At 60.3% G+C, this 23,460-nt stretch carries 20 protein-coding genes and 1 pseudogene; 7 read left to right on the top strand and 14 right to left on the bottom strand.

The features are described 5' to 3' along the window. Positions 1 to 14: 14 nt before the first annotated feature. The 12 genes and pseudogenes from ABZS45_RS06145 to ABZS45_RS06090 form a co-directional block, all read right to left on the bottom strand. Entirely contained in the window at positions 15 to 1,352 is a 1,338-nt protein-coding gene (locus ABZS45_RS06145) for a hypothetical protein (RefSeq protein ID WP_412101073.1), read from the bottom strand. A gap of 187 nt (positions 1,353 to 1,539) precedes the next feature. Then, positions 1,540 to 2,283 carry an ATP-binding cassette domain-containing protein gene (locus tag ABZS45_RS06140; RefSeq protein ID WP_412101072.1) on the bottom strand — a complete coding sequence of 248 codons (744 nt, stop codon included), beginning with the start codon at positions 2,281 to 2,283 and terminating at the stop codon, positions 1,540 to 1,542. A gap of 86 nt (positions 2,284 to 2,369) precedes the next feature. Further along, positions 2,370 to 3,041, bottom strand: coding sequence for a response regulator (locus ABZS45_RS06135; protein WP_070520856.1), 672 nt, complete (start codon positions 3,039 to 3,041; stop codon positions 2,370 to 2,372). Then, positions 3,022 to 4,227, bottom strand: a complete 1,206-nt coding sequence (locus tag ABZS45_RS06130; RefSeq protein ID WP_412101071.1) for a histidine kinase — start codon at positions 4,225 to 4,227, stop codon at positions 3,022 to 3,024. Before ABZS45_RS06130 ends, ABZS45_RS06135 begins: the two co-directional genes overlap by 20 nt. A 30-nt stretch (positions 4,228 to 4,257) precedes the next feature. Continuing rightward, positions 4,258 to 5,157, bottom strand: a complete 900-nt coding sequence (gene ppk2 / locus ABZS45_RS06125) for a polyphosphate kinase 2 (protein ID WP_412101070.1) — start codon at positions 5,155 to 5,157, stop codon at positions 4,258 to 4,260. Between the two features lie 75 nt (positions 5,158 to 5,232). After that, on the bottom strand, positions 5,233 to 5,694 hold the full coding sequence (locus ABZS45_RS06120; protein WP_412101069.1) for a PepSY domain-containing protein: 462 nt from the start codon (positions 5,692 to 5,694) through the stop codon (positions 5,233 to 5,235). A 95-nt stretch (positions 5,695 to 5,789) separates the two neighbouring features. Next, complete coding sequence (locus ABZS45_RS06115; protein ID WP_412101068.1) at positions 5,790 to 6,668, bottom strand: fumarylacetoacetate hydrolase family protein; 879 nt, start codon at positions 6,666 to 6,668, stop codon at positions 5,790 to 5,792. A 5-nt stretch (positions 6,669 to 6,673) separates the two neighbouring features. After that, positions 6,674 to 7,214 (bottom strand): annotated as a pseudogene (pth, locus tag ABZS45_RS06110) (aminoacyl-tRNA hydrolase). Positions 7,215 to 7,320: 106 nt separating this feature from the next. Continuing rightward, positions 7,321 to 7,977: a 50S ribosomal protein L25/general stress protein Ctc gene (locus ABZS45_RS06105; protein WP_412101067.1), complete on the bottom strand. Its 657-nt coding sequence runs from the start codon at positions 7,975 to 7,977 to the stop codon at positions 7,321 to 7,323. 210 nt (positions 7,978 to 8,187) lie between these two features. Next, positions 8,188 to 9,162: a ribose-phosphate diphosphokinase gene (locus tag ABZS45_RS06100; RefSeq protein WP_284762131.1), complete on the bottom strand. Its 975-nt coding sequence runs from the start codon at positions 9,160 to 9,162 to the stop codon at positions 8,188 to 8,190. A gap of 24 nt (positions 9,163 to 9,186) precedes the next feature. Continuing rightward, on the bottom strand, positions 9,187 to 10,650 hold the full coding sequence (gene glmU / locus ABZS45_RS06095; protein ID WP_412101066.1) for a bifunctional UDP-N-acetylglucosamine diphosphorylase/glucosamine-1-phosphate N-acetyltransferase GlmU: 1,464 nt from the start codon (positions 10,648 to 10,650) through the stop codon (positions 9,187 to 9,189). Positions 10,651 to 10,715: 65 nt separating this feature from the next. Further along, a complete protein-coding gene (locus ABZS45_RS06090) occupies positions 10,716 to 11,975 on the bottom strand; it encodes an MFS transporter (protein ID WP_412101065.1) in 1,260 nt (419 codons plus the stop codon). A 70-nt stretch (positions 11,976 to 12,045) separates the two neighbouring features. On the opposite strand from ABZS45_RS06090, the gene ABZS45_RS06085 reads away from it, so the two are divergent. The 5 genes from ABZS45_RS06085 to ABZS45_RS06065 all read left to right on the top strand — a co-directional run bounded on the left by ABZS45_RS06085 (position 12,046) and on the right by ABZS45_RS06065 (position 19,721). Beyond that, a complete protein-coding gene (locus ABZS45_RS06085; RefSeq protein WP_412101064.1) occupies positions 12,046 to 13,680 on the top strand; it encodes a multicopper oxidase family protein in 1,635 nt (544 codons plus the stop codon). A gap of 310 nt (positions 13,681 to 13,990) precedes the next feature. Then, entirely contained in the window at positions 13,991 to 14,731 is a 741-nt protein-coding gene (locus ABZS45_RS06080) for a trimeric intracellular cation channel family protein (protein ID WP_412101146.1), read from the top strand. A 248-nt stretch (positions 14,732 to 14,979) separates the two neighbouring features. Continuing rightward, positions 14,980 to 15,588, top strand: coding sequence for a TetR/AcrR family transcriptional regulator (locus ABZS45_RS06075; protein ID WP_412101063.1), 609 nt, complete (start codon positions 14,980 to 14,982; stop codon positions 15,586 to 15,588). 12 nt (positions 15,589 to 15,600) lie between these two features. Continuing rightward, complete coding sequence (mfd, locus tag ABZS45_RS06070; protein ID WP_412101145.1) at positions 15,601 to 19,239, top strand: transcription-repair coupling factor; 3,639 nt, start codon at positions 15,601 to 15,603, stop codon at positions 19,237 to 19,239. Continuing rightward, positions 19,239 to 19,721: a hypothetical protein gene (locus tag ABZS45_RS06065; protein WP_412101062.1), complete on the top strand. Its 483-nt coding sequence runs from the start codon at positions 19,239 to 19,241 to the stop codon at positions 19,719 to 19,721. Before mfd ends, ABZS45_RS06065 begins: the two co-directional genes overlap by 1 nt. Here the strand turns inward: ABZS45_RS06065 and ABZS45_RS06060 are convergent. Next, positions 19,718 to 21,205 carry an amino acid permease gene (locus ABZS45_RS06060; protein ID WP_412101061.1) on the bottom strand — a complete coding sequence of 496 codons (1,488 nt, stop codon included), beginning with the start codon at positions 21,203 to 21,205 and terminating at the stop codon, positions 19,718 to 19,720. The genes ABZS45_RS06065 and ABZS45_RS06060 overlap by 4 nt on opposite strands. 81 nt (positions 21,206 to 21,286) lie before the next feature. Here ABZS45_RS06060 and ABZS45_RS06055 point away from each other — a divergent pair, with 81 nt between their 5' ends. Continuing rightward, positions 21,287 to 21,904, top strand: a complete 618-nt coding sequence (locus ABZS45_RS06055; RefSeq protein WP_412101060.1) for a MazG nucleotide pyrophosphohydrolase domain-containing protein — start codon at positions 21,287 to 21,289, stop codon at positions 21,902 to 21,904. On the opposite strand, the gene ABZS45_RS06050 is transcribed toward ABZS45_RS06055, so the two are convergent. Further along, positions 21,901 to 22,323 carry a hypothetical protein gene (locus ABZS45_RS06050; protein WP_070646285.1) on the bottom strand — a complete coding sequence of 141 codons (423 nt, stop codon included), beginning with the start codon at positions 22,321 to 22,323 and terminating at the stop codon, positions 21,901 to 21,903. The two genes, ABZS45_RS06055 and ABZS45_RS06050, sit on opposite strands and share 4 nt — an antisense overlap. Positions 22,324 to 22,562: 239 nt before the next feature. Here ABZS45_RS06050 and ABZS45_RS06045 point away from each other — a divergent pair, with 239 nt between their 5' ends. Then, a complete protein-coding gene (locus tag ABZS45_RS06045) occupies positions 22,563 to 23,354 on the top strand; it encodes a hypothetical protein (protein WP_070710718.1) in 792 nt (263 codons plus the stop codon). Positions 23,355 to 23,460 lie beyond the last annotated feature (106 nt).

Here is a 23,460-nt window from a genome sequence, read left to right as displayed (position 1 = left end):
CAGATTGGTCAGTTTTAGCGGGAAGACAGCGCTCGAGTATGGAGTAAATGCCGTGCGCGCAATGTTGCGGCCACACCAAGCACTGCGGCCAACAGCACAGCGACGGCATAGCGCAAAGGTGAGTGCGCAACCAAAGGCCAGGCGGGGAAGGCGAGTACCCACAGACCGGTATCTGCCAAGACATCGCCGCCCAAGGTGACGGAGACAATCGTCCCTACGATTGTGAGAGCGATAGCGCTCACAGTGCCGAAGCGAATCACCAGAATGAGTGATACAGCTGCGATGACATAGCCCACCCCAACCGCAAGGGGCAAAGCGGAAAACTGTGCAGCGCCATCACCACCTGCGAGCGCGCTGGCCAGGTATGCGGCAGCGCAAACCGCCACGATGACGGACAAAAACCACATGAGGATTCCGGATGTACCGAACCGTGTTTCCATATACACCAGCGGCCACGAATCTGACATGCGCGGCCATACGAGGACAGGCAAAATACCTGCGCCGACCGGCAGCAGAAAGAAGTAAAAGAAACCTTCGACGTAGTTAGCAGGATATTGCAGGGCGACAAAGCCTAGCGCCAGAGTGCTGAGCATCAGGCAAGAGAAAACCGCTGGGCTAAAAGCTGCACGGTGGAGTCCTAGCAGCGTAGACCACAGCGAGGACTGTGCCGCCGCACGTGGGTGGTTCGTTGGCTGCCATACTTGGGCTTTTTCCACGGTGGTATCAGCCACGTCGGCGTCAGCCTGGGCCGTTGTAAAACGCGCGAAACGGTGTCGCAGCGAGAACATTGGCCGGTATCGTCGCGGCGTGTAGACCGCGGCTAATGCTCCGAGCACGGCGAGGATGACGCACAATATGAAAGCCGGTAGTGGACTGCTGTTTAGAAGTGGGTCGTGTGGTTCAAGAGGCACCGAGTTCTGGTGAATACGCAATGCGCGTAAAAGCAGTCGTTGTGGCCATGCTGGGGGAAAGGCCCACCACTTGCCTGATTCAACAGTGTTCGGAAGGATGCTGAGTATTTGCCACAGGGCCGCAGCAACCAGTGTAAAGGCGAAGCCCAGTCGGCGGGCACAGGCAGCGGAAAGCCCGGCAATGCCAAGTGCACCAAGGAAAGAATAAAGCCCGGCTACGAGGATAAGCTCGTGGTTCTCGCGCCCCTGAATGGCGACAGCGAGCCAGGAACCACCAAAGTTCAGCATGTGGAAGAGCGCAATGCTGGCAATGACGACGAGAAGCCGGACAGCGTTCTCCCGACGCGGGTTGAGGTTTCTCCACTGCGTCCCGCCGCTGCGGGTAACGGCTTCACGGTGTTCTGGGATCGCAGCGAATAGCGCAACAAGTGGGGCGTACATGCCAGTAACAAATAAGGATTGCCAAGTCAAGACGCCTGTGGCATCACTGTGCACCGATGCCATAGATGAGAAGATCACCGTCATGATGACCAGCGGTAGAGCAAGTAAAGGCAACCACTGTAAGGTGCTTCCACGGCTGCGCAGTAGTTCTGCTGAAAGGTAACTCGGGCGAGGAGCAGTAGTGTGCTTAGGCACGTGACTCTCCTTCCCGGTTGGTAGGCGCTTGGGAGGGGTGGCCAGGTGAGGTAAGTCGGAAGAATTCCTCCTCCAACTGACCACGTGGAGCTAGCTCGTGCAGGGAACCGGAATAGCGAATCGTGCCCTCGGCCAAGACGGTGATGTCATGGGCAAGGTGCAGGACCTCTCCAAGCTGGTGGGAGCTGACGATAACGGTGTGCCCAGCCGCGGCTAGTTGTTGTAGTAGCTCTCGCAATTCCATGATGCCTTGGGGATCGAGGCCATTCTGGGGCTCATCAAGAACAAGTACCTCTGGATCGCCGAGGAGAGCTTGCGCTAACGCCAGGCGGGCCTTCATACCAGTGGAAAAGGATTTCGCCTTCTTGGAGCCAACGCCGTTGAGCCCAGCGATGGAGAGAACCCGGTCAATCTCGGAATCAGGAAGGCCCAGAAGTCGAGCGTGAACGCGAAGATTCGCCGAGGCAGACAGATGGCCATAAAAGGCTGGCCCGTTCACTGAGGCACCAATGCGGCGAAGCACATTGCGGTTCCAAGGTTGGCCCGCCACGTTGATGGAGCCTGAGTCAGGCGGCAGGAGACCTAAGAGGATGGAAAAGAGCGTCGATTTTCCTGCCCCGTTGCGCCCGAGGAGCGCATGCACGCTGCCAGGAGAGATACGGAAAGAAATGTCATCGAGCACTCGTTGCCGACCAAAAGACTTCGAGATGTGCTCAAAAGAGATATCGCAATTCATAAAATGCAGTATCGCCGGGGCTCATCATAAAGGAATCCGCCTGCATGATGGTCTTCAGCGAGCAGACCTCCTACCGTGGTAGGAGCTTAGGCAACCCCAGCACGCTGCGCTAAGAGAACGAGGGCCACTCGGTCACGTGCGGCGAGTTTAGACATGAGCGCGGAGACGTGAGTTTTCACCGTGGTTTCTGCGATGACCATGTCGGCGGCTATCTCCGCATTTGTAGCACCACGCGCGATGAGCGAAAGCACTTCCATCTCGCGGCGTGTTACAAGACTGAGTCCTTGGCGTTCCTGGGCGCTGAGGTTTTCGCGCGTCAGCGCCGAGCGATAAGCCTCCAGCACTGGGCCGGTTACCCCGGCGGCCAGCACCGATTCTCCTTGCGCCACGTTGCGAACGGCGGTCACAAGAACCTCTGGGTCGGCATCCTTCAGCAGGAAGCCGTGGGCGCCAGCGGAGATGGACCGCGCCACGAGTTCTTCATCATTGAATGTGGTGAGCATGATGATGCGGCACTCGGGCTTGCGCTCGAGTATGGCTTGAGCCGCTCCGATGCCGTCCATGCCGGGCATGCGAATGTCGAGGATAGCCACATCAATGTGGTGGCTTAGTGCTGCTGCCACGGCATCCGCCCCCGTGGCCGCGGTGGCCGCGACCTCGATGTCTTCTTGCGCAGTGAGGATGGTAGACAACGCTGAGAGCAGCATTGCTTGATCATCGGCCAATAAGACGCGGATTCTAGATCTGCTGTGTGGCATCCTTGGTCTCCTTCATCGGTATCTGTGCGTGCAAGGAAAAGGAATGAGCATCGCCGGAATAGTCGAGGCGACCGCCGAGCGAACGGGCTCGTTCCGCCACTCCGACTAAGCCCACGCCGCTGCCCGCGACGTTGCTTGGCGTGGGATGAGGATTGGTGGAGGTGAGGGTGAGCGCGGCGGCGTCATCAAGTACAAGCTCAACCACGACATGCGTGCCGACGCCCTGATGGCGCAGAGCATTCGTCAAGCCCTCCGTGGTAATGCGCACCAATGCCATCTGCACCAACGACGGCACGGCGTATTCAGCTGGGAGGTTTGCGTCGACTTTCAGCCCAGCAGCGCGGAAGCCTTCGAGGATTCCTTCGATGTGCTCAAGTTGTTGAGCAGGCTCCAGAGCCGTGGGTCGGGGTGAGCGCAAGGCAGCGACGATTCCGCGAACCTCGCGCAGGGCGGTATCCGCATTATCGCGGATCGAAAGAAGTGCTTCTTCAGCCGCGCCGGAGTCCGCAGTCGCTGCAATGATGCCTGCATTAGCCTGAACCTTAATCAGGGTGAGGGAATGGGCAAGGACATCGTGAAGTTCCCGTGCAATGAGGAGGCGTTCTTCTTCTTGTGCTTGGTGGAAGCGCTCGCGCGCTAGTATCTCCCGTTGGCGATCACGGTCAAAATACCGGGCAGCGATGAAATACGTGCTTCCCAGCACCGCCCAGTGAGCCACCACCATGGCAAGGAAGGGTGTGTCGACCTCATAGCGCAGAAGGTAGGTCTCAGTGTCGATGCGCCACATGAAGGGGGAGATAAAGGTACCGATCACGGTGATGAACAGAACCACCCGCGGAATCAGTCTCTGGGTGATGTACCGCGAGGTGGTGTACACGGCCATGGGGGCGGTCAACGCCCATGGGGTGAGGCCGCTATTGGTGGGGAGCTGGTTCATCCATATGACAGCCCAGGCCAGGAGCAGAACTAGGAATCCTGTTGCGCTCACGACAGGCTTCGAGCGCCAGACTAAGAAAAGCGGTATGAACAGTAGCGACAAGAGAGCCTCGACAACTTCCACCGTTCCGGGGGAGGAAAATGCCAAGGCACAATAAAAGGCCGCTACGAGCCCCGCGACTCCTGCGAGTAGCGCGTCTCCCAAGCGCACCGAGGTCAGGAAGGCGCGTACGGTGCGGGAAACTCTCATAGACGGCCATGGTAGTACATGCCGAAAGTACTACTTCTTCTTTTTGTCCTTCTTGCCCTTCTTTTTCTTTCCCTGCTTCTTGCCGTCGCCGTTGACCTTGGCACGCTCCAAGTCGGCCGCGACATCTGGGACGTAGGCAAAGTCGTTGCGCGGCGGGCGGACGTATTCGGCCTCGAGCTCGGGGCGGCTCGGTATCTCCGGTACGTCCTGCTCCACGTGCTGGTAGGGAACTGTCTTGAGGATGTGGTTGATCACGTTGATGCGTGAGCGCTTCTTATCCTCAGATTCCACGGTGTACCACGGCGAGGATGGGGTATCCGTGTGGACGAACATCTCGTCCTTGGCACGCGAGTAGTCTTCCCAGCGGGTGATGGACTGCAGGTCCATGGGGGAGAGCTTCCAGCGGCGCAGCGGATCGTTGCGGCGGGATTTAAAGCGCGCGAGCTGCTCCTCGTCAGAGACGGAGAACCAGTACTTAAGCAGAATGATGCCATCTTCGATGAGCATGTGCTCCAGCAGCGGGGCCTGGTGGAGGAAGCGAACGTATTCCTGCTGGGAGCAAAAGCCCATGACGCGTTCCACGCCGGCGCGGTTGTACCAGGAACGGTCGAAGATGACGATCTCGCCTGCGGTGGGCAGCTTTTCAATGTAGCGCTGGAAGTACCACTGGCCCGCCTCGCGGTCGGTGGGCTTGGGCAGTGCTTCGATGCGGCAAGTACGCGGGTTTAGGTATTGCGTAATACGCTTGATGGCGGAACCCTTGCCGGCGGCGTCGCGGCCTTCCATGACGATGACCACGCGGGCGCCGGTCTCAACGACCCACTGCTGCATCTCGACGAGCTCTGCCTGGAGGCGCTTGAGCTCGTCCTCATAGGCTTGCTTGTCTAGCTTCGGCGGCTTGGTGGCAGACTTCTTAGACTGTGAACTCATACCTCTAAATTTACCCCTTAGCTGGGGAAATACCTAAACGTGGGCTAAGGAATGGGAACCGGATTAAGCGTGTGCTTAGTCTACTTCGTGTTGCGTTACCGCTCCGCTGGCGGCATCGACATCGAGCTCGTGTTCCTGGCCGTTGGCCTTGAATTCAATCTCCCAGTGCGGGCCCTTGCCGTCGTCACCATCGTCGTAGTCGACTTCCTTCTCTGTGACGGCCTGGGCATCAACGCCGGCATGGGCTAAAGCTTTCTCGAATGCTTCATCACCGGTGAGTTTCCCGGAATTCTCTGCATTTCCGGCGTCCCCGGCGCCAGCCGTGTTGGCAGGCTGCTGGGCGTCGTCATCGCGGTCATCGTCGTCATCATCGCCCTGGGCCGCGCCAGTTGCAGCGGCTGTTTCCGTCACGGTTTCCACAGGCGCGGGAGTCGGCGTCGGGGCGGGATCGGCCTCTTTATCTGAAGAGCACGCAACCAGCGCGGTGCTCGCGAAGAGCGCGATGCCGGCGGCGGTAAAGCGGGAACGAAGAGTCATTAAGGCTCATCCTTCTTGGTCGGTCGGGCAAGTGTGGTGCCCCACCCTAACGAAGCCTGTCAGTTTTCGCTGAAGATCCTGGATATAGATGAATGTTAACGGCCGTGACAAGAGCAGTCGTCGCCGCAGCCACCAGCAGCGGGTGGCTCACCGAAGCGCGTGGTGTTTTCGATTGCCCCAAGACCTTCGATGCTGATGCGGGTGCGGGAGCCGTTGCCCAGCAGCGCCTGTTCACCGCGCGCGAAGCCCACGCCTTCCGGAGTGCCGGTGGCAATGACATCGCCCGGATTAAGAGGGTAGAGGGAGGAACAGAAGGCGATGAGCTCGGCCACGGAGAAGATGAGATCATCAGTGTTGTCATCTTGGCGCACGTCGCCGTCGACGGTCGTCCTAAGCCGCGCGGCCTTGCCCGGGGCCCATTCATCAGCCGTGGTCAACCATGGTCCGAAACCAGCGGTGCGGTAGAAGGATTTGCCGGCGTGGAACTGCGTGGTAGCGCGCTGATAATCCCGCAGAGTGTAGTCGTTCATGATGGCATAGCCGGCCGCATAGTCCAGTGCATCTTTCACGCTTACCCGGTGCGCGCGGCGGCCCATGACTACGGCGAGCTCTCCTTCATAGTCCGGCTTTTTCGTGGCATAGTCCGGGACATAGACATCGTCGAAGGGGCCGGTCAGAGCCTCCGGGAACTTGATGAAGAGCGTGGGCTGTGTGGGAAGCTCGCGGCCCATCTCCCGGGCATGCTTGGCGTAGTTGACGCCAACGCAGATAATCTTGCCCGGGTTCGGGATAACGGGGGCTAGGTCTGAATCCTCAAAAACCACCGGCTCGCCGGAGAGCTGCGCGGCTTTACGCCAGTCTGGACTGGCCAGCAATTCGCCGACGTCCTCATAATCCAGCTCGGTGCCCACGTTGGGGCCGTCAATACGGATAGCGCAGGTGCCAAAACTGGTGCGGAGAGTAGCGAGCTTCATGCCGGTTAGTCTAACGCGCGAAGAATCTCATCCACCGCATCAGCACAGACGATGGGAATTTCCTGGACTTCCTGTTTGCTCCACGGCTTGAGAACAAACGCGGCTGGGTCCATGCGGCCAGGTGGACGGCCGATGCCCACGGAAAGCCGCTGATAGTCCTTGGTGCCCAGAGATTTCGTGGTGGAGCGCAGGCCATTGTGGCCGTGGTCCCCGCCGCCGAGGCGGCGCTTGATGGCGGCGAAGTCAAGCTCCAGCTCATCGTGGACGACGATGATGTGGTCAGCGGCGACGTTGAAGTATTGGGCGAGGGCCTTGATGGGTCCGCCGGACAGGTTCATAAAGCTGCGCGGCTTGGCGACGATCACCTTGGCGTCCCCACGCCGCGCTTCGGCGACATCCGTGTTTGTTTTTCTTGTGAACGGAAAAGGAAGTAAGCAGCTCGCGGGCTAGTTCATCAGCCACGTCAAAGCCAATGTTGTGGCGGGTACCGGTGTACTTCGGGCCGGGGTTTCCTAGACCAACGACGAGAAAGGGAGAAGAAGTCACGCTGCCCATTCTAAACAGCGCGAGGGTGAAAACGGCGAACCGCGCCCGCCCCAGCAAAGCAGGGGACCAGGCGCGGTGCGCTAGATAGGTGAGGGGGAGAGGAGCTTTACTCCTCGTCCTTCTTCTCCTCGGAAGCGCCCTCATCGGCGGACTCGGCGCCAGCCTCAGCGCCGCCTTCCTCAGCAGCCTCAGCGGCAGCCTCGACGTCCTCATCAACCTCCGGCTCGGAGATGGAGACGATGACGGTGTCTTCCTCGGCCACGAGGGTGGTGCCCTCCGGCAGGGTGATGTCGCCAGCGGTAACCACGGTGCCATCCTCGAGACCCTCGATGGAAACGGCGATCTCTTCCGGAATGTTGAGTACGTCGGACTCGACCAGCAGCACGTCGGCATCCTGGATGAACATGAGGCCCGGAGCCGGCTCGCCCTCGATGGCGAGCGGCACCTCAACCTCAACCTTCTCGCCACGCTTAATGGAGAGCAGGTCGATGTGGTCGATGTCGAAGGTCAGGACGTTCTGGTCGATGTGCTTGACCATGACGAGGTGCTGCTCGCCCTCGAGCTCCAGCTCGAACACGGCGTTAACACCTTGGTTACGGACGACTGCGGTCATTTCCAGACGGTCAACGGCGAAGTGCAGAACGTCGACGGCGTGGCCGTAGACAACGCCTGGGACCTTGCCGGCAGCGCGCAGACGGCGAGCGAAGCCCTTGCCAAACTCAGAACGGACTTCAGCCTTCACTACGGGGCGCTCAGAAGCCATAAGTAAATCTCCTTAAAGTATCGTTGTGCGGCAAGGGCTGATGAAGGACCGTGTAGATACGACAAAAGCCTGCCGATGGACGTCTTGGACGAGTCATCGCAGGCTTAAATACAAGATTCACTGCTTAACTTGTGCTATCGCGTCGATAACGGATTTCTCCCTCGCCGAGACGCACAAGATTCTAGCAGCAGCGCTGTCGCTGAACAAAATTTAGTGAGTCTCAAACAGAGTGGTCACGGAACCGTTCTCGAAGATCTCGTGGATGGTGCGAGCCAGCAGCGGGGCGATGGACAGGACCGTGAGGTTGTCCCAGCCCTCGGTGGACTGCGGCAGCGTATCGGTGGTGATGACCTCTTCAGCGCCGCACTCGGACAGGCGCTCGCGTGCCGGGTCGGAGAAGACACCGTGGGTACAAGCAATAACCACGGATTTGGCGCCGGCTTCCTTGAGCACGCGGACTGCGCCCGCGATGGTGCCGCCGGTATCAATCATGTCATCGAGCAGGATGCAGTCTTTGCCCTCCACGTCACCGACGACGCGGTTGGATACGGTCTTGTTGGCCTCGGTGGTGGAGCGAGTCTTGTGGACGAAGGACAGCGGGGCATCGCCCAACTCGTGTGCCCACTTCTCCGCGACCTTCACGCGGCCGGCATCGGGGGAGACCACGGCCAAGTTGTCCATCGGGTACTTGGACTTGATGTAGTCGGTCAGGATCGGCATCGCGTGCATGTGATCGACTGGGCCATCGAAGAAGCCCTGGATCTGGTCGGTGTGCAGGTCTACGGACACGATGCGGTCGGCACCGGCAGCGGCCAGCAAGTCTGCCACCAGGCGGGCAGAAATGGGTTCGCGGCCCAGGTGCTTCTTGTCCTGGCGTGCGTACGGGTAGAAGGGCAGGATGGCGGTAATACGCTTGGCGGAGCCGCGCTTGAGCGCATCAATCATGATGAGCTGCTCTACCAGCCACTTGTTGAGCGGCTGGGTGTGGGACTGCATCACGAAGCAGTCTGCACCACGGACGGACTCCTCGAAGCGAATGAAGATCTCACCGTTGGCGAAATCGCGGGCGGTGGTCGGCACCAGATCGGTCTTGAGCTCCTTGGCCACAGCTTCAGCCAACGCCGGGTGAGCGCGCCCGGTGAAGAGCATCATGTTCTTGCTGCTGCCGGTAACCTTGCCAGTCATCAGTAGATATCCCTTTACTTGTCGTTAGTTAGTGGTCTGTTCGTCAGCTTCGGCGCCCTGTGCCTTGTCGGCGGCTTCTGCCGCCGGCGTGCCCGGACGCTTCTTTTGCACCCAACCTTCGATGTTGCGCTGCTTGCCGCCGGAGACCGCGAGCGCTCCCGCAGGAACGTCATCCTTAATTACTGTACCCGCACCGGAGTAGGCGCCATCACCGACGGTAACGGGAGCAATGAACATGGTGTCTGAACCGGTGCGCACGTGGCTGCCGATGGTGGTGTGGTGCTTGTTGACGCCGTCATAGTTGACGAAGACGGAGGAGGCACCAATGTTGGAGTAATCACCCACGGTGGCATCGCCGATATAGGTCAGGTGAGGAACCTTGGTACCGCGACCAATCTGGGCCTTCTTCGCCTCGACGAAGCCGCCCAGCTTGCCTTCTTCACCCACGATGACGCCGGAGCGGATGTAGGTGAACGGGCCAATCTGCGCATTGCTGCCAATGACGGAGTCGAAGCCGTGCGTGCGCACCACGCTGGCGCCTGCTCCTACCTGCATGTTGGTCAGGGTGGTGTCGGGGCCAATCTCGGCGCCATCGGCGATGGTCGTCGCACCCCACAGCTGGGTATTGGGGTGAATGACAACGTCCTGGCCAATGGTCACGTTGACGCCGATCCAAGTGGTATCGGGATCAACGATGGTGGCGCCGCCGCGCATGGCGTCCTCGACCACACGGCGGTTGAGAAGGCGGCCGGCCGCGGCCAACTGCACGCGGTCGTTCACACCGGAAAGCTCCTCCGGATCGGCGGCGACGTGTGCGCCGACGCGGTGGCCCGCCTCGCGGGCGATTTCCAGAACATCGGTGATGTAAAGCTCGCCCTGGGCGTTATCGGGGTTGAGCTTCGTCAGGGCGTCGCGAAGCACGGCGCCGTCAAAGGCGAAGACGCCGGAGTTGACCTCGCGCACCGTGCGCTGCTCCTCGGAGGCATCCTTCTGCTCCACGATGGCGGTGACAGAACCATCCTCGGCGCGCAGCACGCGGCCGTAACCGGTGGGATCCTCCAGGGTCATGGACAGCACAGTCACGGCATTACCATCGCCGGAATGGGCCTCGTGCAGCTGACGCAAGGTCTCCGGGCGCAGAAGCGGAACGTCACCGTTAGTCACGATGACGGTGCCGTCGAAATCAGGCACAGCACTTAGGCCGCACTGGACGGCGTGGCCGGTACCGTTTTGCTCCTCTTGGACGGCCTGGGAGACCGCGCAGTCCAGCTCCTCGGAGATGGCATCGACGGCGGGGGAGACCTGGTCGCGCTGATGGCCGACGACGACCACCAGGTGCTCCGGGTTTAGACCAGCTGCTGCGTGGAGGGCGTGGCCGAGAAGTGACCTCCCGCCAATCTCATGCAACGTCTTTTGGGTTGAGGATTTCATGCGGGTACCTGCGCCTGCGGCGAGGACGATGGCGGCGCAGTTCGTTACTTCAGCCACGAGTGTGTGCTTCTCCTGTGATTGGGGATGTCAGGACTTACTTTTTTCATCATAACGCCTGCGTTCTATTTTTCGCGTGAGACCTCCGGAAGTGCGCGGGCGCGCCAGGCACCGAGTAAGCCGATACAGGCCAAGAACACAATGGCTGCTGAGGGGCCCGCCAGAGCGATCACGGCGGAGATGCCGCCGATCACGAGGAGGATGACGCCCATCATGGTGTTTGCGGCTCCGACGTAGCGGGTGCGCTTATCCTCACCAGCCATGTCCACCACATAAGTCTTGCGAGCCACGCGGATGGCGGCGTGCGCAAGATTGACCAGGAAGAAGCCGAGGGGAAGCGCCCACATGCTCACCGCCGTCGGCGCCCACGCGGCGCAGGCCACGATGCCCAGCAAAATGATCGCCGCGGCACCCGCGGCCCAGGACATGACCAAGCGCGACGACTTATCCGAGAGCACACCGGATACCCGGCCGCCCACGAGACTGGCCAAACCCGAGGCCAAGACGAAGCCGCCGAGCCCAGTCAAAGCCTGCGAGCCGATGCTTTGCGAAAGCACCACGATGAAGGAGGTGGACAGGGCGGACACCAGCAGCAGGGCGCGGACGTTGACGAAGCTGCGGAAGCGCGCATCCTGTGTATACAACTGCCAGGTATCTGTCCACCAGCTGCGGTTCATACCCTTCTGCCCGGAGTCTTCCGGTACCGGCTCCTCGATGCTGCGAAAGACCGCTGCTGCGATAAACCAGGTGGCCGCACCGATAGCCAGCAACACCGCTAGCCCCCAGCGCGGGAGATCGCCGAGAACAGCGAGGATGCCGCCGGTAGTCAAGGTAACCGCGCCGCCGAGTTGCGTGGCCCGGCCGGTGACCACGCCGCGGTGCCCCTTGGAGATGGTCCGGCCCTGCACGTCCTTGCCGGTCAGCGAACACAGCGCGCGCAGCACGGCAAGCGCAGCAAGCGCGAGGCAGACGATGAGGCCGAGGAGGGGACCTCGAACAAGCACGGCAGCTGCCGCGATGATCGCCGCGCACAGACCTTGGCCCACCGAGCCCAGCACCCACAAGCGCTTGCGAGCTGGGTGGGTGAGCACCCACGGAGTCAAGGCGGCTTGGGGGAGCATAGACCCGGACTCGCGCAAAGGAACCAGCAAGCCCGTAAAGAAACTCGCGACTCCGGCGGCGCTAAACAGCCAGGGCAGGACAGTCTTGCCGGAGAGGAATTGATCACCCACTCCCTGCAGGCCATTCGACCAGATGAAGCGGCGGGCATTGGCGGATTCTGAGGAGGGTGACGAACCGTGAGGAGACGGAGAACGCGAAGTCATGACTGTGATCTTAAGCCCGGCTGGGCCTAATCCGCGGCCTAAGGTTTACCTGATCTCTATCCTGGGGAGCATGTCTATCTCCGCTCGCCCTACCATCTCCCGCCGCATCTTCGTCCAGGGTTCCGTGCTCACCGTTGCCGGTGCCGCCGTAATGGGGCTGGGTGCGTGCTCCACCTCGGGATCGAAGAATCAGCCGGAACCGCTGGGCTACGACGGTGAGCCGCGCCCCCTGCCCATCCCACCCGTGGAGGAAGGGGAGGTGAGTGACGGCACACGCGTATTCAAGCTCACCGCCCGGGACGGCTACTCGGAAATTCTTCCCGGCAACGACCGCACCCGGACGTGGGGTTTTAACGGTCCCTTCTTAGGCCCCACGCTGCGCGCCCGCCGCGGTGAGAAGGTCCGCGCGGAGATCACCAACGACCTTATTGAAATGACCACGGTGCACTGGCATGGCATGAAGCTGCCGGCCTACTCGGATGGCGGCCCGCACTCGCCGATTGAGGTGGGCAAGACCTGGAAGCCCGAGTGGGAGATCATCCAGCCCGCGGCCACGCTGTGGTACCACCCGCACCCGCACATGGCCACGGCCACGCACGCCTACCGCGGTCTGGCGGGCATGTTCCTCATCGATGACGACGTTGCCGATGACCTGGACTTGCCGCAGGACTACGGCGTGGACGATATCCCAGTCGTCATCATGGATGCGAAGTTCACCGAAGACGGGCAGATCGACGAAAAGAGTGACAACACTCTGGGCCTTCTGGGCACCACGCCTCTGGTCAACGGCATCACCAATGCGCGCTTCGACGCCACCACGCGCCGGGTCCGCCTGCGCCTGCTCAACGGCGCTTCGATGCGCTTCTACACACTGGAGCTTACAAACGGCCCCTTCCACGTCATCGCCACGGACACAGGGCTTCTCGACGCCCCCGTCGAAGCCGATACCCTCCTGCTTGGCCCCGGCGAGCGTGCCGAAATCATCGTGGACCTGGAACCCGGTAAAGAGGTCACGCTGCGCTCGGTGCCGCGCAAGGATAACTTCGGGGTGCCCAAGGACAAGGATGCGGCCGATTTCGGCTTCCAAGATTCCTTCGACCTGCTCACCATTTCCGGGCCGGAAGAGTCCGCGCCGGAAGCCCCCGCCCTGCCGGCAACACTTGACCCCGCGGCGGCGAAGACCCCGTCCACGCAGGGCCTTGAAGAGCGTGAGTTCGTGCTCAACACCTTCATGATCAACGGTGAGCAGATGGACATGGCACGTGTGGATACCGTCATCGACCACGACGCCCCGGAGATCTGGACCGTGACCAACGAGAACTCTGACTGGCCGCACAACTTCCACATCCACAACGCCCGCTTCAAGGTTCTGGACTGGGACGGCGATGAGAAGATGAAGGTCTTCAACTCCGGGTGGAAGGACATTGTTAACCTTCCACCGAAGGTGACCGCACGCCTGTTGGTGGAGTTCGGACACTTCCCGGACAAGACCATCCCGTACATGTACCACTGCCACATGTTGCTGCATGAGGACGAGGGAATGATGGGGCAGTACGTCATGGTCAACAAAGGTGAGAAGCCCGACGTGCGCGTCAAGCCCGCCGCCTTAGTCTTCGACCAAACCGCCACCGCCCACTCCGCCCACGCGGGCCAGGTGGTGGACTCCTCCCGCAGCCCCTATGCGACGCCGGAGGCGAAGGGCTAACCGTTTACGATTTTCTCGTAGGCACGGCCCGCCAGCTCCGAGCTGTGCCAGCGGCGTGCCCATGCGGAGGCTCTTGAAACTCGCAAAAGTGCAGACCTGAAAGTGCAGACTCGCTGGTCGTCGCCAAGCAATGTGTTGGTGCTTCACGACGCCCACCTGGGGGTCTGTACTTCCAGGTCTGCACGTTTGGTAAAGACGACCGTCAGTAGGGTTCCTTTGAGTCACACTGAGGCGGCACGGGGGTAGCGATAGTGAACTGAAACAAATCCACCATTGATATGTGAGCAGTGCGCTATGGTCAGTATCTGTGATTCAGGACGTCGACCCGCTCATCCATTCCCTGTACCAAGTCTTTGACCTCATCGGTGTTGTGCTCAACGGCATTATTGGAGGCACGATTGCACGCCGTAGGGAATTTGACATTATTGGTTTCGTCTTTCTGGCGCTCTTTTCGGCGCTGGCGGGCGGCATGATCCGTGACATGCTGATAGCCAGCGGTCCGGCAGCGGCTATCTCTGATCCGCTGTATCTCACGCTGGCGTGTGTGGGCGCGCTCATTGCTTTCTTGACGGACCTAAAGGGCAAGGCCTGGGAGATCTTCCTCGAGCACGCGGATGCTGTCATCTTGGGCGTGTGGTGCACAACTGGCTGCGTGAAGGCTCTGGCCTACGGTATGCCGTTTATTGCCTGCGTATTCTTGGGCGTCTTGACCGCAGTGGGCGGCGGAATGGTGCGCGATGTTGCTTCAGGCCAGATTCCCTCAGTCTTTGGCGGCAGCCCGCTCTATGCCGTGCCGGCGGTGCTTACAGGAATCGTAATGGCGTCCTTCGCCCACTTTGATAAGTTCGCCCTTGGCATGATCATCTCGCCCTTCGTGGGCTTTGGCCTTGCAGTGATGGCGTATTGGCGCGGGTGGGTGCTTCCGCGAGCCGGCATTGCCCCCTTGAACTACACCGCGGCGCAGGTGGCATCGATTGCGCGGAAGGCCGAAATCAGGGGCTTTAAGCGTGGTCGGAAGAAAAGAAAACAAACACCGCCTAACGCTGAATAAATGCAGGCTAGGTGGTGTTTTATCTTGCTTCCCCACCAGGACTCGAACCTAGAATGACGGTACCAAAAACCGTAGTGTTGCCGATTACACCATGGGGAAACGCGCACATAATATGAGCGCTGGAGGACATATTACATGACAGGTGTCGGCTAGACCTAAACAGGTGCCCGAGACTTTCGGGCGCGCGGTTAACGGCCGACTTTTAGCTGGTGCGGGCCATGTCCAGTGGGGGAGATACAGTAGAAGGCATGGTTCGACAAAGGATGACCGGGCGTGAGCGCCGTGAGCAGTTGATCTCCATTGGGCGTGCAGCCTTCGCAGAACGCGGCTTCGATGGTGCCAGCGTCGAGGACATTGCAGCACGCGCTGGTGTGTCCAAGCCGGTGGTCTATGAGCACTTTGGCGGCAAGGAAGGCCTCTATGCTGTCGTCATTGACCGTGAGCTTGTCGCGTTAGAGAAGGTTGTGACGGATTCACTGCAGACAGGGTCGTGGCGCGAGCGCATTGAGCAGGGGGTCGTCGCCTTGCTGACCTACGTGGAGGAGGAGACCGATGGTTTCTTGATCCTCGTGCGTGATTCCAAGCCAGGGGAGGAGCGTAGCTTTTCTACGTTGTTGAACACGGCGGTAAATCAGATTGCGCATATCCTCGGTGAGGCCTTCGAACACCGTGGTCTCGACTCCGAGCTGGCGGTGCTTTACGGCCAGGCGCTCGTCGGCATGGTGGCCACCACGGCACAGTGGTGGCTGGATGAACGCGAGCCTTCGCGGGAGACCGTCGCAGCACACATCGTTAACTTGTGCTGGAATGGTCTTTCGGGCATGGAAGCAGCACCGAAGTTGAAGGGAGCTAAGTAGGTGGCAACGCCGATGCTGGGCGGGCTGCTCAAGGTAGCCGCCTCAGATCCGAAACTTAAAGGCCTCGCCTCCCAAGTGGGGGAAGCCTCATTGCACATTACTGGCATCGACCAGGCACGCCCGTGGGCCATCGGTACGCTGGCGCATCATGCGCCGGTGCTGGTGGTGACTGCCTCCGGGCGTGAGGCGGAGGACCTCACCGCGGAGCTGACGGCCATGCTGGGGGATAAGGTGGCTTATTTCCCGGCTTGGGAGACACTTCCACACGAGAGGCTGTCGCCGGCCCCGGATATCGTCGGCAAGCGCGCGCGTGTGCTCGACCTGGTGGGGGCAGGCAAAGCCCAGGTCGTGGTGACCTCTGCCCGCGGGTATTGCCAACCCATCCTGAGCAAGGTGGAGGGGCGTGCACCCATCTTCCTGAAGGAAGAAGATGAGCACGAGCTTTCACATATCTTGTCGGAGCTGGAGTTTCGCGCCTATAAGCACGTGGATATGGTGGCCAAGCGCGGTGAATACGCCACGCGCGGCGGCATTCTCGATGTTTTTCCCACCACCTCCGATTACCCGGTACGCGTCGAGTTTTGGGGCGATGAGATTACGGATATCCGCCAGTTCTCCGTGGCGGACCAGCGCGCCATCCCGGAGATTGAGGTCGGTGAGGTTGCAATCTATCCCGCTCGCGAGCTGCCGATCACTAATGAGGTTGCCGCACGTGCCCGCGAGCTGGCGCAGAAGTTTGGGGGCAACGCGGCGCTGGCGGAGCTTCTGACCAAGGTAGGGGAGCACATCCCGGCTGAAGGTATGGAAGCTGTGCTGGCGGTGCTTGCCGCCGAACCCTTTGTCACCCTCCCCGAGCTCCTTGCAGCAGGCACCCATGTGTTGCTCGTGGCACCGGAAAAGATCCGCACCCGTATTGCAGACTTGGAATCCACCGATGCCGAGTTCTTGGCCGCTGGCTGGGAGGCCGCCGCGATGGGCGCGGATGGTCCGCTGGCGGCCGAGGGTTTGGATACCTCGGCGTCGAGTTACCGCTCCTATGAGTCCCTTGAGGCGACATGCCGGAATATCGAGTCCCCGCTGTGGACTTTTGCCCCGCCGGGGATGTTCGCCGCCGCCGAATCGGAGACCCTGCCACTGGACTTTGAGCCCGGACCTACTCCGCGTGGTGATATCCCAGAGATAGATGCCATGATGGCGCAGCTTTTGGCGCACACCACCGCCGGCGGACGTGCCGCTTTCATTGCCCCTGCGCGGGGTGCGATCAAGCGCATGGTGGAGCGCTTCGCGGAAAAGGGCATTCCCACCAAGGTGGCTACTCCTGGCTGGGAGCCGAGCCCTGGTGAGGTCACTCTCTACCAGGCCTTGTCCCATGCGGGTCTGGTGTTCCCGAAGGTGCGTAAGCTGAAGGATGCTGAGGCGCTGCCACTGGTCGTCATCACGGAAACCGATCTGACAGGTAACCGTGTGGGCGATATTGCGGGGGCGAAGCGTCGCCCAGCAAAGCGCCGCAACCGCGTGGATCCTCTCGCCTTGAAGCAGGGCGACTACGTGGTGCATGAGACCCATGGCATCGGCAAATTCCTCAAGATGGCCGAGCGCACCGTCCAATCCGGTGATGAGACCTCCCGCCGCGAGTACATCGTGCTGGAGTATGCGGCGTCCAAGCGCGGGCAGCCTGCCGACCAGCTGTGGGTACCCATGGATTCGTTGGATCTACTGAGCAAATACACCGGCGGTGAGGCGCCGACGCTGTCCAAGATGGGCGGCTCGGATTGGAAGAACACCAAGAAGAAGGCGCGTGCCGCGGTGCGCGAGATCGCCGGTGAGCTGGTGGAGCTTTATGCCAAGCGCCAGGCAGCACCGGGCCACCAGTTTGGGCCCGATACCCCGTGGCAGGCGGAGATGGAGGATAACTTCCCCTTCATCGAGACGGAAGACCAAATGCTGGCCATCGATGCCGTCAAGGAAGATATGGAATCTACGGTGCCGATGGACCGCGTGGTCGTCGGTGATGTGGGCTACGGCAAGACCGAGGTGGCAGTGCGCGCAGCCTTCAAGGCGGTGCAAGATGGCAAGCAGGTGGCGGTTCTTGTGCCCACGACGCTGCTGGCGCAACAGCACGCCGATACCTTCCGCGAGCGCATGCAGGGCTTCCCAGTGGATATCGAGGTGCTCTCGCGCTTTACTTCGGCCAAGGAGTCTAAGGAGATTCTCGCCGGTTTGGCGGATGGTTCCGTGGATATCGTCATCGGCACGCACCGCTTGTTGCAGACTGGCGTGCAGTGGAAGAACTTGGGCCTCATCGTGGTGGATGAGGAGCAGCGATTCGGTGTTGAGCACAAGGAGCACATCAAGGCACTCAAAGCCAGCGTGGATGTGCTCACCATGTCCGCGACACCGATTCCGCGCACCTTGGAGATGTCCATGGCGGGCATCCGCGAGATGTCCACCATCCTGACCCCGCCGGAGGACCGCCACCCGGTCCTGACCTATGTGGGCGCGTACGAGGATAAGCAGGTGGCCGCGGCCATCCGCCGCGAGCTGCTGCGCGACGGCCAAGTCTTCTTCATCCACAACAAGGTCGCTGACATCGAAAAGAAAGCCCGCGAGCTGCGGGACCTGGTGCCTGAGGCCCGAATCGTCGTGGCACACGGCCAGATGAATGAGGACGTGCTTGAGCGCACCGTCCAAGGCTTCTGGGATCGCGAATTCGACGTCCTGGTGTGTACCACCATCGTGGAAACCGGCCTGGACATCGCTAATGCGAATACCCTCATTGTGGAAAACGCCCACCACATGGGCCTATCCCAGCTGCACCAGTTGCGCGGGCGCGTGGGCCGCTCCCGCGAGCGCGGCTACGCCTACTTCCTCTACCCGAAGGGCGCCACGCTGACGGAGACCTCCTATGACCGCTTGGCCACCATCGCTCAGAACAACGATCTGGGCGCCGGTATGGCAGTGGCCATGAAGGACCTTGAGATGCGCGGCGCCGGCAACGTGCTCGGCGCTGAGCAGTCCGGCCACATCGCCGGCGTGGGCTTCGATCTCTACGTGCGCCTTGTCGGCGAGGCCGTAGAGACCTTCAAAGCGCTTGCCCGCGGTGAGACGCCCGTCGTCACGGACGAAGGACCAAAGGAAATCCGCATCGACTTGCCGGTGGATGCTCATATCCCGGAGTCCTACATCAACTCCGAACGCCTCCGTCTGGAGGTTTACCGCAAGCTGGCAGCTTCCAAGGACAACGCGGACCTGGCACACGTGGTGGAAGAAATGCAGGACCGCTACGGGCCTGTCCCGGAGCCTGTGGAACGCCTTCTCGCGGTAGCGCGCCTGCGCCACCAGGCCCGCCGGGCCGGGGTCAGCGATATCACGGTGCAGGGCACACGCATCAAGGTTCACCCGGTGGAGCTGGCGGATTCCAAACAAGTGCGCCTCAAGCGCCTCTTCCCGGGCTCCAATTACCGTGCAGCGGCCAAGGCCATCCAGCTCAACTTCCCCAAGGCTGGCCGCAATGTCACCGACCCCAAGTTGCGTGACATTGAGCTGCTGCAATGGGTGGCAGACTTCCTAGCGTCGATGTTTGAACTCGAGCGCGTTGACGTCAGCGGTGCTAAGACTAAAAAGAACGTCATTAGCGTAGGAGAAAAATAATGAACGCCGCGAACAACCACAGTGGGCCTAGTAGAGCTAATCCCCGAATCATCATGATGGTGGTGTGGATGTTCGCGGCGTTGTTCAGTATCCCCGTCTCCCTGGTTATCAAATTCAGCGGTGAGAACGGCGGCTGGCTCACCTTCATGTTGGTGATGTTTGGGATCTTCCTAGTTGGCATTTGGGTGTTGTTCGGGTTACTCCCGCTATTCATCCGCGCTGATTACCCAAGCCGGTTGGAGTGGGCGTGGGTGTCAATGGCATTGCTGTTTATCGGCTTCATTGTGGGCAACGCCAACCTGCCCGATTTCGGGGACACTGGGCCAGCCACCGTGCCGACGTGGTGGTCCGGCAACGAGGAAGCGGCCGAAATTACCGGCGGCATTTTCCTCGTTATCAGCGCCATCGGCCACGTGCTCTGGCTGACCAGCTGCATCGCGTATGCAGTACTGTCACATCGCTCGGAGCCCGAGGCCTTCTAAAGCACCAAACGGCCGGTGCCCAAGCCCCACACCGCGGCCACCGCGCCGATAATCACCAGTGCCACCACGAACCACTCAAAAGTGTTGAATACGCGTTCCTTCTTGTACAGGCGGGTAGCCACGTAAGGAATCATGCTGGGGACCACGGCCAGTGCACCAAGCAGCACGTAGACTGGGTCAGCAGCGTAGATGAGCCACAGTGAGTAGATGAAGGCGACCAAGCCGATGAAAAAGTGTCGGCGATTTTCGCGGCGGCCCACGTCCGGGCCAGATAAATCGAAACGAACGCCGGCATGCGGGTGCGTTAGGCCCTTGCCGCGTACGGCCAAGAGAACTAGGTACAGCGAGGAGAAGATGTACGGCAGCAGGTACATGATTGTAGCTAACTGCACCATGGCGTTATAAGAGGTCTCGTTGAGGAAAAAGACAATGACGAAGAGCTGAATCGTCAGCGTGGAAATCAGCTGCGCTACCCATGGTGCGCCGGCGATGTTCACTGTGCCGATCTTGCGGGGGAGAAGGCCATCGACAGCCATCATGACGATCGGCTCCGCGCACAGCATCTGCCAGGACACGTAGGCACCAAGCACAGAAAGGCACAGGCCAAGCGAGATGAGCGCGCCGCCCCATTCACCCACGGCGGCGGTGAGCACGGAAGCCATGGAGTTATCCGGTAGTGCAGCGAGCTCCTCCTGAGTAAGGACACCGAAGCTCAACGTGGACACGGAGACCAGCAGCGCCAAGACGCTGATGAAGCCGATGACAGTGGCGCGGCCGACGTCGGCACGCGTGCGAGCCTGCTTGGAGTAGACCGAGGCGCCTTCCACGCCGATGAATACCCACACGGTAAAGAGCATGATGCCCTGTACCTGCTCAAAAAGAGTTTTGTCGGAAGCTTGGCCCCAAAAATCCAGGGTGAACTTGTCCCAGCTGAAACCCACAAAAGCGAGGATGATAATGAATGCCAGGATAGGCACGATTTTGGCGATGGACGTCACCATGTTCATGATCGCTGCCTGCTTAATACCGCGGGCGAGCACAGCAAAGATACCCCACGACAGCAAGGAGACCGCGATCGCGGAAACCCAGCGATGGTCCGCGTCGAAGAAGGGAACGTAGTGTCCGATGGTGTTGAAGAACAAGGTGGCGTAGCCCACCTGCGCCATGACGGAGCCGAGCCAATAACCCCAGCCGGAGGTAAAACCGATGAAATCACCCAGGCCGGCGCGGACATAGGAGTAGACACCGGAGTCGAGGTGCGGCTTGCGGTGCGCGAGGATTTGGAAAACGAAGGCAACGGAGAGCATGCCTACGCCGGCGATGAGCCAACCAATGAGCATGGCTCCGGGGCCGGCCACCGAGGCAATGTTTTGTGGAAGAGAGAAAATTCCGGCGCCCACCGTGGAACCGATGATGAGCGCGACGAGCGTCCACAGCGTCACGGAGTGCGTGCGCGGCGATTCGGTGAGATTGGAAGTGGTCATTGGTTAAAAATACCTCCTAAAGCGGCCTTTTGCGCAACCGGAGCGATGGTTCTGGGAATCCGAGACCTATACTCGTTGCTTATGACTGTCCTGTTGTTAGATCCGCGCTGGCCCACCTTGATCCCCATGGAGGCCATTGGAAAACTTCAGGGACCTGTTGTTTTCACTGATGAGGTTCCGGTGAAGGTGCGCTGGGACTTCGACAAGTTGCTGTGCGGTGAAGATCCGGCAGGCCATGGTGTTGTGGTGAGCACAGACCCGTCACACCCGCAGGTGCGCGAGCTTATCGACGCCCACGCGGAGCTCATCCTCGCTCCTTCCTTGGAGGATCCGATGTGGCAGGCGCGCGAGGTGATGATGCGCGCGCGGCGCATAGGGGAGTGGGAGCGCGATCAAACCCACGAGACCCTGCTGCCATATATGGAGGAAGAGTCCGCTGAGTTTGCCGAGGCAGTGCGGGAACATGCTTCGGATGCTGAGCTGCTGAAGGAATTGGGCGATGTCTTCCTGCAGATCCTCTTCCACGCCGAAATCGCGGCACGCCGTGGGGCCTTCAACCTTGATGATGTTGCGATGTCTTTCGTCAACAAAATGCGCTCCCGCGCGCCCTACCTTTTTGATGGCTCAGAGGACATCGTGGGGGTAGAGGAACAGGAGCGCTTGTGGGCCGAAGGTAAGGCCCGAGAAAAGAAGGACTAGCCCTTCTGGATCATGGAGGACAGTAGGGGAGCGTAGTCCGCAATCTTGGAGGACAGGCCCGTGCCGCCGGTGGCGATGGTGTCTTCCTTGACAATCTTGCACTCGAGAGCGCGGTCAGCGGTCTGGCCGGCGTACTTCACCGCGGCAAAGGCCAGCGGGCCGAGTTCCTCGGTGGTGCCCAGTGCAGTGAGGTTCTTCGAAAGCTGGTTGCGGGTGGTATCCGGAGTCAGAAGCTCGACTTCAGTGCTTCGATCGATGAGTGTGAGGGTGCTGCGCAGGGCGTTGCAGTCAGCGGACTGGATGCCCTGGGAAAGGAAGCCGCCCAGCTCAGTGAGGGAAGCGGCGGAGGCGGTAGCGGGTGCGATGGCACCCAGAGTAACAATGGCGGAAGCAGTAGCGAGGATACGACGGATGGACATGGAACTCCTTGACTAAGAGAAAAGCACGTTTCTAGAACGGACAGTGATAGAACGTGGAGCACCAGCGGGGCCTCGGCTCTCTGTTCAACGCTGCAGTGTAGCGCAGAATGTTACGCATGGGAACATTTTGACATAACTTTTGTTTCGCAAATTTCGTAGGGCGTGCCTATATAGTCGCCTCGTGGTGCCCTCTGTGTCGCTAGACCCCCTTCGCGCAACGGGCTGTAGTATTCACCTTTATGACGCAGGGGCTTAGGAGGATCGGGGGCTGTGGCCTTGGAATTGTCTTAGCCATCATTCTGATCATTTCCCTGGTGGCCTGGAGTCTTTCCTTCCTGGGTAAGCCATCCCCGTTCCGGCAGCTTTCCCCTGTCCCAGAGGATCTTCCACCGGTCGGCGGGGCAGAAGTGCCCAATATTGATGTCGACGGTCCGGGGCGCACGGCGGATAAATTGACGTGGTGGTCCGACCAGCTTGCTGATGCCACCAGCATCCCCGATCAAGCCTTGCGGGCCTATGGCAATGCGGAGTTGATTGCGCGGGAGTCCTGGCCGAACTGTAATCTGCGCTGGAATACCCTTGCGGGGATCGGTTGGGTTGAAAGCCGTCACGGGACCTATAACGGCAATCTCTTTCACCGTTCTACACTCGATGAGAACGGCTACCCCGACCCACCCATCGTGGGTATACCTCTCGATGGTACGAACAACACCACCATGGTTCCGGATAGTGATGGCGGCGTGATTGACGGCGATACCGACTTTGATCGCGCCGTCGGACCGATGCAATTTATCGCTTCTTCGTGGGAGCATTTAGGTCGTGATGCCAATGGCGATGGGGTGGCTGATCCCAACCAGATTGATGATGCTGCGCTAGGTGCCGCCGCATTGTTGTGTTTTGGGGATAGGGACCTTTCCACGCCGGAAGGCTGGCGCTCAGCCGTCCTCAACTACAACCAATCGGAGGACTACCTGCGTAAAGTGGCGGCAGCGGCAAATTCCTACGCCATTGAACAGCCTGCGACGTCCTAGTCTCTTCCTAGATCTTTGTCACGTTGTCCGTTTAAGCCCGACACGTTCCGAAGTTTTCTGGAACAATTGGCTGCAGGTGGTTTGGGAGCACCTCCCAGAACACAAA

The sequence above is a fragment of the Corynebacterium aurimucosum genome, from assembly GCF_046895345.1.
Lineage (GTDB): Bacteria > Actinomycetota > Actinomycetes > Mycobacteriales > Mycobacteriaceae > Corynebacterium > Corynebacterium aurimucosum_G.
Note: the sequence above shows the minus strand (reverse complement) of the source record. Positions and strands in the feature narration are given on the sequence as shown.